The following is a 14,572-nucleotide window of genomic DNA, read 5'->3' as shown; positions in this document are numbered from 1 at the left end:
CACGTATGTCAGCTGTGCGTTCAGCCGAAGGGGATGTGCACGACCGACTGGTTGCCGATCCCGACCGCGCTGGAACCATTGCCGATGGCGTTCCAGATCTCCACCTTGACCTTGCCGTTCATCAGATTTCCCTGGCTCCCGGTCGAGGCCATGAGTCCCTTGCTCTGCGTGTAGTGCTCGTAGCCGGGGACGGGGTCGGTGGGAAAGTAGTTGTACGTCTCCGTCCGGTCCCAGGTCCCGTCGCCCGTACGGTCGTAACTCACCCTCATCTGCTGCCCGTTGGCGACGGTCGTGCCCGCGTCGACGAACAGGTCGAACCGGGTGGAGCCGCCGTTGTACGTCCGGGTGATGCCCGAGGCAGTGAAGGTCTGCGGGCTGTGCGGGGTGCCGTCGTAGGTGGCGCCGCCGGCCGAGGCGAGCGTAGCGGCCGAGCCGGACGCCTCAGCCGCACCGAGACCGCCACCGGAGCGGAGCGTGAGGTCGGAGGAGCCGGACGGCGGATCGGTCGGGTCGGTGCCGCCCCCGCCGCCCTTGGTCCAGACACCGACGTAGTCGACGAGCATGGGGCGGCCCGGGACGGTCTCCGCGGTGGGGGTGCTGCCGCCCAGCGCATTGGGGAACGCACCGCCGATCGCGAGGTTGAGGAGGATGAAGTACCCCGCGTGCTCGGTCATGTTGGCCCAGGTGCCGGCGTCCAGCTGGCTCTGGGAGACGGAGTGGAACTGCTGGCCGTCCACGTACCAGCGCAGCACATTGGGGGTGACGGAGCGGTCCCACTCGAACGTGTACGTGTGGAACGCCGACTGGCAACTGGAGCCGGGGCAGGCCCGGTTGTTGGCGATTCCGGTCGTCTCGTTGCACGGGCCGCCCGGGTTGACACCGCAGTGCAGCACGCCCCAGACGGAGCTGATCCCGTTGACGTTCTCCATGACGTCGAACTCGCCGATACCCGGCCAGTTCCAGTAGTTGCCACGGTACGGGGAGCCGAGCGCCCAGAACGCGGGCCAGTAGCCGAGCGCCGCGTTCCCGGTGACGTTCGGCATCTGGATCCGGCTCTCGATGCGCAGAGTGCCGCCCGCCGGGGCCTTGAAGTCGGAGCGTGTTGTCTCGACCCGGCCGGAGGTCCAGTTGCCCGCACCGTCCCGGAGCGGGGTGATCCGCAGGTTGCCGTTGCCGTCGAGGCTTAGGTTGTCGGGGTTGGCGGTGTAGTTCTGGATCTCACCCGTGCCCCAGTTCGCGGGGCCACCCGGGTAGGCGTGGCCGGTGTCGATCTGCCAGTTCGCGGCCGAGGGGAGGGAGCGGTCGGCGCCGTTGAAGTCGTCACTCCACTTCAGGTCCCAGCCAGGCGCGGGCGGGACGGCGCCGCGTGCGGACCCGGAGCCGAGGACGGTGGCCAGCCCGGCCAGGACCAGGGCCATCACGGTCAGCGCGGCGAGTGCGGTGGTGCGTCTGCGGGGAGCGGACGTGGGGGAGTGAGCGGGCAGGTGGATGCGGCTCGCGTTCAAGGAACACCTCTCCGGTGGGGGCGGGGGAGCGGGAACGAGGTACCGGTCTTGAGAGCGCTCTCATGCTTTTTGTAGGTGCACGCCAGGGGGCCGTCAATGGCGACGCACTCTTAACTTCTTGAATGTAAAAGGCAGTTGAAGGAATGCCTGGGCAAGGAGAGCCCCGCGCTTGCCCTGACGCCCGCGTCAACCTTTACGGTCGAAGCATGCGAATCGGGGAGCTGGCCGAGCGGGCCGGGACGACGACGCGGACTCTGCGCTACTACGAGTCACGCGGACTGCTGCCTGCGCGGCGGGCCGTGAACGGGTACCGCACGTACGACGAGCACGATCTGCGGCTGCTGCAGCAGATCCGGACCCTGCAGGACTTCGGGTTCGATCTGGAGGAGACCCGGCCGTTCGTCGAGTGCCTGCGCGCAGGCCACCCGGCCGGTGACGCCTGCCCCGCCTCGCTCGCCGTCTACCGGCGCAAGCTCGGCGAGCTCGACTCGCTCATCGAGCAGCTCCAGTCGGTCCGCGCCCAGGTGGGCGCAGAGCTGGCGAGGGCCGAGCTGGAGGCCGCGGCCGAGCTGCCTGGCGGCCCGGAACCACGTTGTGAACTGGGAGGATGACAGATGATTCATGCAGAGGGCGTGGCCGAGGTCACCGACGTCACCTTCGACGGGGAGGTGCTGGGGGCCGAGCTCCCCGTACTGGTCGAGTTCACCGCCGACTGGTGCGGACCCTGCCGCCAGCTCGCCCCCGTGCTCAGCGCGATCGCCGCCGAGGAGGCCGGCCGCATCAAGGTCGTCCAGCTCGATGTCGACCACAACCCCGGGATCACGAGCCGGTACGCAGTGCTCTCGATGCCGACCCTGATGGTGTTCCGGTCCGGCGAGCCGGTGAAGTCGATGGTGGGCGCCCGGCCCAAGCGCAGGCTCCTGCAGGAGCTGGAGGACGTGTTCGAGAAGGTGTGAGCAATAACGCTCAGTAGTTTCCGCCACCACAGCTGCTGCCACCGCCGCAGCTGTGGTGGTGACCTCCTCCGTCGTACGAGGAGCCGTGGGAGCCGTACGAGTCGTGGGAGCTGCCGGATCCGTAGGAGCTGTGGTCGCTGCCGGTAACACTGCTGTCCGGGGTCCGGTCGTCGTCGTCCGAATCCAGTGCCTTTCCGTACTTGATCAGCATCCGGCCCACCGACGGCAGACGGCCCCCGCCCCCGTCCCACCGCCGAGAGCGCCGGCGCTCACCCGGCAGCGCGCTGCGCCCGTCGAACACCACGTCCCCGAGCGCGGCCGATGCCCACACCTCGCCGGTGCGTATCGCTGCGAGGCGGCGACGGCCCGCCGGGGTCAGCGGACCCCGCGCCGGGCACAGCACCCGCACGGCCAGACAGCAGGCGCCCACCACGATGAACGGTGCCGTCTGCCGCAGCCCCTGCGGGAGGGCCAAGGCGGCCAGGACCGCTGTGCCGCACACCACGACGGCCAGGCCACGTGCGGCGTACAGACGGGCCAGGGCGCGTGGCGGGGCCATCAGCAGACCGTACGAGACGAGCCGGTCGCCGATCTCGCGTACGGCCCCCGCCCGCACCGCCCGTACCCGCAGTAGCGTCGGGGTCGTGGAGCCGGAGGTCCGCCACTTCTCGACCACGGCATGCTCCACCGGATGCTCGGGTTCCGACCAGGGCTCGGGCAACCGCAGCCGCCCACCCGACCCGATCACGACGTTGTTGTCACTGCCCCACAGGGTGTGGAGCGCCGCCTCCACCACCCGCTCCGGTCCGCCCGCCAGAAACGCCGCATCGTACGGACCCAGTTCGGGCGCGCGCTCCCTGCGCCGCCACGGCAGCAGTCGCCGACCGGAGAGGGCCAGGCAGGCGGTGGCAGCGACCAGTGCGGTCGCGGCGTCGATGAGCGTGAGTGTGGTCCACATGGCAGCCCCCGATCCGGACATGTTCCGGACGAATGTGTGTATGCGAGGGGTATCTCCGTGCCAATCCTGCTCAATCACGACCGGCCTGATTTCAGAGCTTTTTCTGAGCTTGTTCCGAACGCTTGCTTCCCCCCGTGCTCGCGGGCCGGGCCATCGATCGCATCCTTGCGCCCGACTCCGGGCTCGCGGCTCTCCGGGGCGACTCCGGCTTGTGGCGGGGCATCCTCGCACGGCTGCGCGCCGCGCTCGATGTGACGGGCGCCGCGCCGACCCTCTGCCGAGCATCTCCATGGACGCAAACAAAAACCCCGGTCCGAATTGACGGCCGGGGTATTTCTTCGCCTATATTGAATAGTTCCGTGTGCGCATACTGTGCAATACGCGGAGGACTTCAATAAACATACTCTATCGCGTCAGGAGCTGAATTGTCAAGCGAGGAAATGCGGCAGGAACAGCAATTCGTCTCCCTCGCCCACGAGCGGCTCGACCAGCTCCGGGCAGCGGCCGAGGCCGCCATGCATGCCACGATCGCGCAGCTCAGCACCGGTCGACAGGCGCGGGTGGAGCGCGATATCGGCGTCGCCGAGCACTCCGCCTCGCTCGCCGCGCTGAATGCCGCCGTCACGGGACTCTGTTTCGGACGGATCGACAGGCGCGACGGAGTCACCTATCACATCGGGCGCATCGGAATCCGGCAGGAAGACGCCGAGCGGACCCCGTTGCTGATCGACTGGCGGGCTCCCGTCGCGCGGCCGTTCTATCTCGCGACCGGATATGAACCGATGGGGCTGCGCCGCAGGAGGCACATCACCACGCAGGGGCGCACGGTCACCGACTTGCACGACGAGATCATGGATCTCGCCGACACCACCCGCACCGGATACGAGTCGCACGACGCCGACGAGGTGCTGCTCGCCGCGCTGACCAGCGCCCGCACGGGCCGGATGGGCGACATCGTCTCGACCATCCAGGCCGAGCAGGACCACATCATCCGCGCCCCGCAGCGCGGGGTGCTCGTCGTCGAGGGAGGGCCGGGCACCGGGAAGACCGCGGTCGCGCTGCACCGGGCCGCGTATCTGCTGTACGCGGACCGGGAACAGCTCGCCAAGCGGGCCGTGCTGATCGTCGGGCCCAACCCGGCCTTCCTCGGCTACATCGGCGACGTGCTGCCCTCGCTCGGTGAGACCGGTGTGCTGCTGTCGACGGTCGCCGAACTGTTCCCCGGCGTGCACGCCACCGGCACCGACAGCCCCGCGGCGGCCGCCGTCAAGGGCCGGGCGGAGATGGCCGGCGTACTGGCCGAGGCCGTACGGGACCGGCAGCAGGTGCCCGAGAAGGGCGAGCCGATCGTCATCGCGCACGACGACGGGGAGCTGATCCTCGACTGGGACATGGCAGTCGAAGCGCGGCACAAGGCCCGCGAGACCGGGCTGCCGCACAATCTCGCCCTGCCCACCTTCGCCTTCCGGATCATCGACGATCTCACCACGCAGCTCGCCGACCGCATCGGCGCCGACCCCTACGGCGGACCGAACTTCCTCGGCCCCGACGACATCGCGCAGCTCGGCAAGGGCATCGCCGCCAGCGCGGAGGTGCACGCCGCCATCACCTCCCTGTGGCCCCCGCTCACCCCGCAGGAGTTTCTCGCCGACTATCTGGAGGAGCCCACGCATCTGGCCGAGGACGACGCCGAGCTGCTCCGGCGCGTGAAGAAGGCCGTCTGGACGCCTGCCGACGTGCCCCTCCTCGACGAGGCCGCCGAACTGCTCGGTGCGGACGACTCCGCTGCCCGGGCCGCCGCCGAGGCCGAGCGGGCCCGCCAGATCGCCTACGCGCAGGGCGTCCTCGACGTCTCGTACGCCTCCCGTACCTACGAGTTCGAGGACAAGGAGGACCTCGACGAGGACGCCTCCGAGGTCCTCGCGGCGCACGACATCATCGACGCCGAACGGTTCGCCGAGCGTCAGGAGGAGGCCGACCACCGCAGCGCCGCCGAGCGCGCCGCCGCCGACCGGACCTGGGCGTTCGGGCACATCATCGTCGACGAGGCACAGGAGCTGTCGGCCATGGCCTGGCGGCTGCTGATGCGCCGCAGCCCGACCCGCTCGATGACCCTGGTCGGCGATCCGGCCCAGACCGGCGACCTGGCAGGCTGCGACTCCTGGCAGGAGATCCTCGCGCCGTACGTCCAGGACCGCTGGCAGCTCGCCCGGCTCGGGGTCAACTACCGTACGCCCGCCGAGATCATGGAGTACGCGGCCGAACGGCGCCGGGCCACCGATCCCGCCTTCGAACCCCCGCGCTCCATCCGCGCCACCGGTGCACGGCCCTGGGAGCGCACCCTGCCGCTCGCCGAGGTGGCCGGGCTCGCCGAGGCGGAGACCCCGGCGGAGGGCAGGCTCGCCGTCATCGCCCCGCGCGAGCTCCACGCGCAACTCACCGGACTCGACGACGGGCCGCTGGATCTGCACCGGCCCGTCGTCCTGCTCGACCCGCGCCAGGCCAAGGGCCTGGAGTTCGACACGGTTCTCGTCGTCGCGCCCGGGCTGATGACCCCCAACGATCTCTATGTGGCGCTGACCCGGGCCACCCAGCGGCTCGGCATCATCACACCGGCTTCAGCCACACCGTCGCCAGCGGAGGCAGAGTGAGCTGGACGCTCGTACGGTGACCGTGGGCGGCGACGGACTCCGGCTTCAGCGGATCCGGGTTGAGGACGTCACCGCCGCCGTACCGTGCCGCGTCCGTGTTGAGCACCTCCGCCCAGGCGGACACGGACGGCGGCACGCCCAGCCGGTAGTCGTGGCGGACCACCGGCGAGAAGTTCGACACCGCGAGCAGCGGCGAACCGTCCGCGTCGAAACGCAGGAAGGCGAAGACGTTGTCCTCGGCGGCTCCGCCGTCGACCCAGGCGAAGCCCTCGGGGACGGTGTCCCGCTGCCACAGCGCCGGTGTCGCCCCGTATACCGTGTTCAGCTCACGCACCAGGTCCCGTACGCCCCGGTGGTCCGCCTCCGCCGCGTACGACGGGTCGAGCAGCCACCAGTCCGGGCCGTGGCCCTCCGACCACTCGGCGCCCTGGGCGAACTCCTGCCCCATGAACAGCAGCTGCTTGCCCGGGTGCGCCCACATGTAGCCGAGATACGCCCGGTGGTTGGCGCGCTGCTGCCACCAGTCGCCGGGCATCTTCGACACCAGCGCCCGCTTGCCGTGCACCACCTCGTCGTGCGAGATCGGCAGCACGTAGTTCTCGCTGTACGCGTACACCATCGAGAAGGTCATCTCGTTGTGGTGGTACTTGCGGTGCACCGGCTCCTTCGACATGTACTCCAAGGAGTCGTGCATCCAGCCCATGTTCCACTTCAGTCCGAAGCCGAGCCCGCCGAAGCCGCCGGGGCCGACATGGTGGGTGGCGCGCGTGACGCCGTCCCAGGCGGTGGACTCCTCGGCGATGGTGACGACGCCGGGATTCCGCCGGTACACGGTGGCGTTCATCTCCTGGAGGAAGGCGACAGCATCCAGATTCTCCCGGCCGCCGTGCTCGTTCGGGGACCATCCCCCGTCCTCGCGCGAGTAGTCGAGGTAGAGCATCGAGGCGACGGCGTCGACCCGCAGCCCGTCGATGTGGAACTCCTCGCACCAGTACGAGGCGTTGGCGACCAGGAAGTTGCGCACCTCCGTGCGGCCGAAGTCGAACTCGAGCGTGCCCCAGTCGGGGTGCGCGGCGCGTGCCGGGTCCGAGTGCTCGTACAGCGGGCGGCCGTCGAACTCGGCGAGCGCCCAGTCGTCGCGCGGGAAGTGCGCGGGCACCCAGTCGACGATGACGCCGATGCCGGACCGGTGCAGCGCGTCGATCAGATACCGGAAGTCATCGGGGGTGCCCATGCGCGAGGTCGGGGCGAAGAAGCCGGTGACCTGATAGCCCCAGGAGCCGCCGAAGGGATGCTCGGAGACCGGCATCAGCTCCACATGTGTGAACCCCAGATCCCTTACATAGGCCGGAAGTTGCTCGGCGAGCCGGCGGTACGTGAGTCCCGGCCGCCAGGACGGCAGATGCACCTCGTACACGGACAACGGTGCCTCGTGCACGGGTACGTCCCCGCGGTGCGCCATCCACTCCTGGTCCTGCCACTCATGGTGCGAGGCCGTCACGACCGAGGCATTGGCGGGCGGGACCTCGGTGTGGCGGGCCATCGGGTCGGCGCGCACCGTGTGCGTACCGTCCGGGCGGCAGATGTCGAACTTGTAGAGCGCACCCTCGCCGATCGCGGGGAGGAACAGCTCCCAGACCCCGCTGGAACCGAGCGAACGCATCGGGAAGCCCGTGCCGTCCCAGTAGTTGAAGTCCCCGATGACCCGCACACCGCGGGCATTGGGCGCCCAGACGGTGAACCGCGTACCGGCGACCCCCTGATGCTCCATGGGCTGTGCGCCGAGGGCGGTCCACAGCTCCTCGTGCCGCCCCTCGCCGATCAGATGCAGATCGAGATCGCCGAGCGCGGGCAGGAAACGGTACGGATCATGGACCTCGATCTCGTTGTCCGCGTAGCCGACCAGGAGTTGGTACTCGGGGACGGACGGCATCGGCAGCAGTCCGGAGAAGAGGCCGTCGCCGTCGTCGTGCAGCTCGGTCCGCAGCCCCTTGGCGAGTACGGTCACCGATCGCGCGTACGGACGGAGCACCCGGATCGCCACACCGCCGCGGACCATGTGTGCGCCGAGCAGATCGTGCGGGGCATGGTGCTCACCGGCGAGCAGCCGCGCCCGGTCGGCGTCGTCGAGGGCCCGCACCGGCCGGACGCCGCGGCCACCGCCACGCCGCGGCCGCGGGGGAGAGGCATCGGCCCGCTTCTCTGCTGTCTTCTTCCGCTTGGCCGGGGAGGTCGCCGAGCCCGCGGGTGCCGAGGGTGCTGCAGTGGCCTTGGAGGCTGAGAGTGCCGTGGTGGCCGCTGGGGCTGCGGAGGCCGGCTTGGCCGCCGGGGTCGGCTTGGCCGCGGGCGCTGATGGGGTCGCGGTGGGATCGGGCGCGTTGCGGGACGACTTGCGGGCGGTCACAGGGACAGCCTCCTCGAGGGGTGTTGGTGAGGCAGGAATCAGGTGGCCCGGGCAGGGAAGGAGCCGCCCGGCCGAAGATGGCGCGCACCGCGCGGGGCATCAGTCGACGGCGGCGGCCAGGCGGTGGATCGCGGCCATCGGGACCGGCAGCCAGTCGGGCCGGTGCCGGGCCTCGTACAGCACCTCGTACACCGCCTTGTCCGTCTCATGGGCCCGCAACAACTCCGGTTCGCTGCGCGGATCGACGCCCGCTGCCTCCGCATACCCGTCGCAGTACGCCGATCGGCAGCGGGCCGCCCACTCGGCGTTCCAGGGCCGGTGCGAGCGGGCCGCGTAGTCGAAGGAGCGGAGCATGCCCGCGATGTCGCGCACCGGCGGCTGCGGACGGCGGCGTTCCAGGAGCGGGCGCGTCGGTTCGCCCTCGAAGTCGATCAGTGACCAGAAACCGTCGGCCGCGCGCAGCGTCTGGCCGAGATGGAGGTCGCCGTGGACGCGCTGTGCGGCCCAGCTGCGGCCCTTGTGGCCCAGCGCGGCAACGGCGTCGAACGCGGTGCGCAGCCCGGGGACGTAGGGCACGAGAGCCGGCACGGCCTGGGCGGCCGCCTCCAGCCGCTGCAGCATACCGGCGGCGAGATGCTCGGTCTGGGCGCTGCCCAGCACGGGCGTCGGCAGGGCGGTGGCGAGCGCCGTGTGCACCTCGGCCGTGGCCCGTCCCAGGGCGCGGGCCTCGCGGGTGAAGTCATGGCCCGCGCCCAGCGCGCGCAGCGCCAGCTGCCAGCCGTCCTCCGCGCCGCGCAGGAATGGCTGGAGAACGCCGAGGGTGAGTGGCTCCGGGGCCGTCGCCTCGAACCAGGCGACGGGTTCCGGCACCCGCCCGCAGCCCTCCCGGGAGAGAGCGAGCGGCAGTTCCAGATCCGGGTTCGTACCGGGGAAGACCCGGCGGAAGATCTTGAAGATATAGGCGTTGCCAAAAACGAGGGAGGAGTTGGACTGCTCGGTGTCGAGCACGCGGGGGGTGAGCCCGGCAGGGATGGGGGCCGCGCCCCGGTCGAAGCGGAGGGTGCCGAGGGTGCCGGGGGTACGGAGCCGTTCCAGCAGGAGTTCGGCGAGGCGCGGGTCGTGCAGCCCCTCGTAGACCGTCCGGCCGGCGAGCGGACCGCCCGCCACATGGCCGATGAGGGCCGGGGCGAGCCGTGGCGGCAGCGTGGACCGTACCCCGAGCAGCATTTGGTAGCAGTCGTCGGGCGACTGGGCGGGCAGGGACGGCTGGTGGACCCGGATCAGCAGATGGAGCAGTCCCGGCCCCGTCCCGGAGCCGGTCCCCTGGCCGAAGCCGGTGGAATCGGCATCCACCGGCAGTATTTCGGTCGCCGAGACAAGGGAGAAGGCCGTGACCGGCCGTCCCTTGCCCGCGAACCACCGCTGCCGGGGCAGCCATTCATGCAGCAGTGGGGCGAGTGACGGGAGCAGGGCTGTGCTGTTCGCGAGGGCGACCCGAGTGGATGCAGCCTCCGACATGGCATCGCGTCCTTTCCCCGGGCACACCACAGGATGCGAAGAGTGTCCCGGATTGCGGCAATAGCTGTCCGGCTGTGCGGGACGTGTCGGGTCAGGATGGTCCGTACGGACTCGACGTGAGGGCCTCGAAAAGGCACGAGGCCCCGGAAGGACTCGATCTGCTCCGGGAGAGCCGCCCCGAAGGGCCCCGAAGTTCTGTAACTGTCTGAAGAGCCCTGAAGAACCCCGAAGAGCCCTGAAGAGCTCGATGTGGGGGAGACTGCCCCGTGCGGGGCGGCGGAAACCGCCCCGCCATCTGTGGCGGGAATTGACCCCGCATCAGCTAGGCGGCGCGTCCTTCCGCAACCGGAACCAGTAGAACCCGTGCCCGGCGAGAGTCAGCAGATAGGGCCACTGACCGATCGCGGGGAAGCGCACCCCACCGATCAGCTCCACCGGATGACGCCCGTTGAACAACCGCAGATCGAGCTCCGTCGGCTGCGCGAACCGCGAGAAGTTGTGCACGCACAGGACGAGATCGTCCTTGTACTCACGGGTGAAGGCGAGCACGGCGGGGTTCGATGACGGCAGTTCGCTGTACGAGCCGAGACCGAATGCCCGATTCTGCTTACGGATCTCGATCATCCGCCGTGTCCAGTGCAGCAGTGACGACGGCGAGGCCATCGACGCCTCGACATTGGTCACTTGGTAGCCGTAGACCGGATCCATGATCGTGGGGAGATAGAGGCGCCCCGGATCGCTGGAGGAGAATCCCGCGTTCCGGTCGGGCGTCCACTGCATCGGGGTCCGTACGGCGTCCCGGTCGCCCAGCCAGATGTTGTCGCCCATCCCGATCTCGTCCCCGTAGTACAGAATCGGGGAGCCCGGCAGGGACAGGAGCAGTGCCGTGAACAGCTCGATCTGGTTGCGGTCGTTGTCCAGCAGGGGTGCGAGCCGCCGCCGGATGCCGATGTTCGCCCGCATCCGAGGATCCTTGGCGTACTCCGCGTACATGTAGTCGCGCTCTTCGTCCGTGACCATCTCGAGCGTGAGCTCGTCGTGGTTGCGCAGGAAGATGCCCCACTGACAGCCGGACGGGATCTCCGGGGTCTTCGCCAGGATTTCGGAGACCGGGTAGCGGCTCTCGCGCCGTACGGCCATGAAGATCCGCGGCATCACCGGGAAGTGGAAGGCCATATGGCATTCGTCGCCGCCGGCCGGGAAGTCGCCGAAGTAGTCGACGACGTCTTCCGGCCACTGATTGGCTTCGGCGAGCAGCACGGTGTCCGGGTAGTGCGCGTCGATCTCCTTGCGGAGCCGCTTGAGGAACTGGTGGGTCTCCGGGAGGTTCTCGCAGTTGGTGCCCTCCCGCTGGTAGAGGTACGGCACGGCGTCGACGCGGAAGCCGTCGATACCGAGATCCAGCCAGAAGCGGAGTGCGGAGATGATCTCCTCCTGCACCGCCGGGTTCTCGTAGTTGAGATCGGGCTGGTGGGAGAAGAACCGGTGCCAGTAGTACTGCTTGCGCACCGGGTCGAAGGTCCAGTTGGACGTCTCGGTGTCGACGAAGATGACCCGGGCGTCCTGGAACTGCTTGTCGTCGTCGGCCCAGACGTAGTAGTCGCCGTACGGGCCGTCGGGGTCGCTGCGGGACTGCTGGAACCAGTCGTGCTGATCGCTCGTGTGGTTCATGACGAAGTCGATGATCACGCGCATTCCGCGCTGGTGCGCGGCATCGACGAACTCCACGAAGTCGGCGAGATCGCCGAACTCCGGCAGTACCGCGGTGTAGTCGGAGACGTCGTAGCCGCCGTCGCGCAGCGGCGACTTGAAGAACGGCGGCAGCCAGAGGCAGTCGACGCCCAGCCACTGCAGGTAGTCCAACTTGGCGGTGAGACCCTTGAGGTCACCGATGCCGTCACCGTTGGAGTCCTGGAAGGACCGGACGAGGACCTCGTAGAAGACGGCGCGCTTGAACCAGTCGGGATCCCGGTCCTTGGCGGGGGTGTCCTCGAACTTGTCGTGGACAGGCTCATTGACAATCATGGTGTGGGTGACCCTCCGGTCGGCGGGGACGGTCGCAGGACGACGACGTGCGCGGGCGTGACGCCCGGCTCTAGGCGCACATAGAAGTTCCTGCCCCAGTGATAGGTGTGGCCGGCGAGCTCGTCGCGCACCGGCACGGTCTCGTGCCAGTCGAGGCCGAGTTGCGGCATGTCCAACGAGACCGTGGCCTCCTGGGTGTGGTGAGGGTCGAGGTTGACGACCACCAGAACGATGTTCGAACCCGAGCGCTTGCTGTACACGATCAGCGCGTCGTTGTCGGCGGAGTGGAAGTGCACGTCGCGCAGCTGCTGCAGGGCGGGGTGGCGGCGCCTGATCCGGTTGAGCGAGGTGATGAGCGGAGCCAGGGAACGGCCTTCGCGCTCCGCCGACTCCCAGTCCCTGGGCCGGATTTCGTACTTCTCCGAGTTCAGGTACTCCTCACTGCCGGCCCGCACCGCGGTGTTCTCGCACAGCTCGTACCCCGCGTACACGCCCCAGGTCGGCGAGAGCGTCGCGGCGAGCACGGCCCGGGCCTCGAAGGCCGGACGTCCGCCGTCCTGGAGATAGCCCGGCAGGATGTCCGGAGTGTTCACGAAGAAGTTGGGCCGCATGTAGGAGGCCGCGTCCCCCGACAGCTCGGTGATGTACTCCGTGAGCTCCTGCTTGGTGTTGCGCCAGGTGAAGTACGTGTACGACTGCTGGAAACCGACCGTCGCGAGCGTGTGCATCATCGCGGGGCGGGTGAACGCTTCGGCCAGGAAGATCACATCGGGGTCGGTGCGATTGATGTCGGCGATCACCTTCTCCCAGAAGACCACCGGTTTGGTGTGCGGATTGTCGACGCGGAAGATCCGTACGCCGTGATCCATCCAGAACCGGAGGATGCGGAGGGTCTCCGCGACCAGGCCGCGCAGATCCTTGTCGAAGGCGATCGGATAGATGTCCTGATACTTCTTGGGCGGGTTCTCGGCGTAGGCGATGGTGCCGTCCGGCCGGTGGTGGAACCACTCGGGGTGCGTCTCCACCCACGGGTGGTCGGGGGAGCACTGGAGCGCGAAGTCCAGCGCGATCTCCATACGCAGGGTGCGGGCGGTCTCGACGAAGTGGTCGAAGTCGTCGAGCGTGCCGAGCTCGGGGTGCACTGCATCGTGTCCCCCTTCGGCGGAACCGATCGCCCACGGCACCCCGACATCGTGGGCGGCGGGGGACAACGAGTTGTTGGGGCCCTTGCGGTGGGTGATTCCGATGGGGTGGATGGGCGGGAGATAGACGACGTCGAACCCCATGGCGGCGACAGCGGGAAGCCGCTCGGCAGCGGTACGGAACGTGCCGCTGATGATCCTTCCCTGCTGTTGCTCCTCCGTCCTGGCCGAAGCCTTCCCCGCCCTGCCCTTCTTGGCGGCCTTGGTCGCCTTCACCGGCTCGACCGGTTCGATCCTGGCCCCCTCGGACCGGGGGAACAGCTCGTACCAGGAACCGAACAGGGCCCGTCGGCGCTCGACGACGAGGGGCAGCGGCCGGGCCGCGGTGACCAGCTCGCGCAGCGGGTGGCGGGCGAGTGCGGCGGTTGCCTCTGGAGCGAGCGCGGCGGCGAGCCGGGCGGCGGCCGGACGGGACTCGTCACGAAGCGCGTCGGCCGCGGCCAGCACCGCCTCACGCCCGTCCCGTTTCGGTACGCCCTCGGCGGCCCGTTCGTACAGCGCGGCGCCCTCGGCCAGGACGAGCGCGGAGTCGATCCCGGCGGGGATCTTGATCTGGGCATGCTGACGCCAGGTGGTCACTGGATCGCTCCAGGCCTCGACCGTGTACGTCCATCGCCCTTCGGAGTCGGGGGTGACATCGGCGCCCCAGCGGTCGGAGCCGGGGGCGAGCTCGCGCATCGGTGTCCACGGGCCGGTTCGTCCACTCGGATCCCGCAGAACCGCATTGGCGGCGACCGCGTCGTGGCCTTCACGGAACACGGTGGCCGTGACCTGGAAGGTCTCACCGGCAACGGCCTTCGCGGGCCTTCTGCCGCAGTCGACGAGCGGGCGGACGTCGAGGACGGGAATGCGACCGATCATGGAATCACCTGGGGACTGGAGCTCGGGCTGCACGGGGCGCGGCGAGGCCGGGAAGGGCTGAGCGAGTACGCCGCGACTGTGAGGGTCCGTCCTTTCTAGCTGCTCCGTTGTCGGCTGATGGGGTGTGAGCATGGCCGCTCCTGTCCGCGTTCACTCGAATGGCACTCGAATGGCTGGGGCACGGGTGTGGTGTACGGGTGGGGACCGGATGCACACCGGATGCGTACGCACTGCATACGAGCCGCTGCTGGATCACAGATGATCCGCATTCGGGTGGTATTCGGGCTGTGTACCGCAGAAGCCTTCCCATCGTTCTCGGGGGGCCAATCCGGTGGTTTGTTAACTACTCGGGCGTAGTTGTGAAGGTCTGAATGCGCCGGGCTCCGTCCCCGGTGACGGGGCGGCCGGCGCGGTCGTCCTGCCGGTGCTCGGGCGTGCCGTGCCGGGCGTCGGGCGTCGTTGTGTCCGTCCCATGAGCCGAAACCTCCTTGT

At 69.2% G+C, this 14,572-nt stretch carries 9 protein-coding genes; 3 read left to right on the top strand and 6 right to left on the bottom strand.

What is annotated here, in order from left to right:
• Nucleotides 1-20 precede the first annotated feature (20 nt).
• Nucleotides 21-1,418, bottom strand: a complete 1,398-nt coding sequence (locus OHA03_RS06645) for a glycoside hydrolase family 16 protein (protein ID WP_267007952.1) — start codon at nt 1,416-1,418, stop codon at nt 21-23.
• 293 nt (nt 1,419-1,711) lie between these two features.
• Here OHA03_RS06645 and OHA03_RS06640 point away from each other — a divergent pair, with 293 nt between their 5' ends.
• Nucleotides 1,712-2,116 carry a MerR family transcriptional regulator gene (locus OHA03_RS06640; RefSeq protein ID WP_267001688.1) on the top strand — a complete coding sequence of 135 codons (405 nt, stop codon included), beginning with the start codon at nt 1,712-1,714 and terminating at the stop codon, nt 2,114-2,116.
• A 3-nt stretch (nt 2,117-2,119) separates the two neighbouring features.
• The gene (gene trxA, locus OHA03_RS06635; protein ID WP_323181159.1) at nt 2,120-2,461 is read left to right on the top strand and encodes a thioredoxin; all 342 of its coding nucleotides are present in this window, start codon (nt 2,120-2,122) and stop codon (nt 2,459-2,461) included.
• 10 nt (nt 2,462-2,471) lie between these two features.
• Here trxA and OHA03_RS06630 read toward each other — a convergent pair whose 3' ends face one another.
• Nucleotides 2,472-3,419, bottom strand: a complete 948-nt coding sequence (locus OHA03_RS06630; RefSeq protein WP_267001686.1) for a TIGR04222 domain-containing membrane protein — start codon at nt 3,417-3,419, stop codon at nt 2,472-2,474.
• Nucleotides 3,420-3,859: 440 nt separating this feature from the next.
• On the opposite strand from OHA03_RS06630, the gene OHA03_RS06625 reads away from it, so the two are divergent.
• Nucleotides 3,860-6,070: an ATP-binding domain-containing protein gene (locus OHA03_RS06625; protein WP_267007950.1), complete on the top strand. Its 2,211-nt coding sequence runs from the start codon at nt 3,860-3,862 to the stop codon at nt 6,068-6,070.
• On the opposite strand, the gene glgB is transcribed toward OHA03_RS06625, so the two are convergent.
• From glgB to OHA03_RS06605, 4 genes are all read right to left on the bottom strand, one after another.
• Nucleotides 6,027-8,474, bottom strand: coding sequence for a 1,4-alpha-glucan branching enzyme (gene glgB / locus OHA03_RS06620; protein ID WP_267001684.1), 2,448 nt, complete (start codon nt 8,472-8,474; stop codon nt 6,027-6,029). The genes OHA03_RS06625 and glgB overlap by 44 nt on opposite strands.
• A gap of 99 nt (nt 8,475-8,573) precedes the next feature.
• Nucleotides 8,574-9,992: a phosphotransferase gene (locus OHA03_RS06615; protein ID WP_267001682.1), complete on the bottom strand. Its 1,419-nt coding sequence runs from the start codon at nt 9,990-9,992 to the stop codon at nt 8,574-8,576.
• 318 nt (nt 9,993-10,310) lie between these two features.
• Nucleotides 10,311-12,017 carry a maltose alpha-D-glucosyltransferase gene (treS, locus tag OHA03_RS06610; RefSeq protein ID WP_030971416.1) on the bottom strand — a complete coding sequence of 569 codons (1,707 nt, stop codon included), beginning with the start codon at nt 12,015-12,017 and terminating at the stop codon, nt 10,311-10,313.
• Nucleotides 12,014-14,080 (bottom strand): alpha-1,4-glucan--maltose-1-phosphate maltosyltransferase, encoded by a 2,067-nt coding sequence (locus tag OHA03_RS06605; RefSeq protein ID WP_267001678.1) that lies wholly within the window; start codon nt 14,078-14,080, stop codon nt 12,014-12,016. Before OHA03_RS06605 ends, treS begins: the two co-directional genes overlap by 4 nt.
• Nucleotides 14,081-14,572 lie beyond the last annotated feature (492 nt).

The organism is Streptomyces sp. NBC_00154 (assembly GCF_026342835.1).
Classification (GTDB): Bacteria; Actinomycetota; Actinomycetes; order Streptomycetales; family Streptomycetaceae; genus Streptomyces.
Note: the sequence above shows the minus strand (reverse complement) of the source record. Positions and strands in the feature narration are given on the sequence as shown.

Excerpts from the sequence above, each read along its gene's own strand:
- OHA03_RS06645 (WP_267007952.1), bottom strand. The coding sequence starts at position 1,418 with ATGGCCCTGGTCCTGGCCGGGCTGGCCACCGTCCTCGGCTCCGGGTCC.
- OHA03_RS06640 (WP_267001688.1), top strand. The coding sequence starts at position 1,712 with ATGCGAATCGGGGAGCTGGCCGAGCGGGCCGGGACGACGACGCGGACT.
- trxA (WP_323181159.1), top strand. The coding sequence starts at position 2,120 with ATGATTCATGCAGAGGGCGTGGCCGAGGTCACCGACGTCACCTTCGAC.
- OHA03_RS06630 (WP_267001686.1), bottom strand. The coding sequence starts at position 3,419 with ATGTGGACCACACTCACGCTCATCGACGCCGCGACCGCACTGGTCGCT.
- OHA03_RS06625 (WP_267007950.1), top strand. The coding sequence starts at position 3,860 with ATGCGGCAGGAACAGCAATTCGTCTCCCTCGCCCACGAGCGGCTCGAC.
- OHA03_RS06615 (WP_267001682.1), bottom strand. The coding sequence starts at position 9,992 with ATGTCGGAGGCTGCATCCACTCGGGTCGCCCTCGCGAACAGCACAGCC.
- treS (WP_030971416.1), bottom strand. The coding sequence starts at position 12,017 with ATGATTGTCAATGAGCCTGTCCACGACAAGTTCGAGGACACCCCCGCC.
- OHA03_RS06605 (WP_267001678.1), bottom strand. The coding sequence starts at position 14,080 with ATGATCGGTCGCATTCCCGTCCTCGACGTCCGCCCGCTCGTCGACTGC.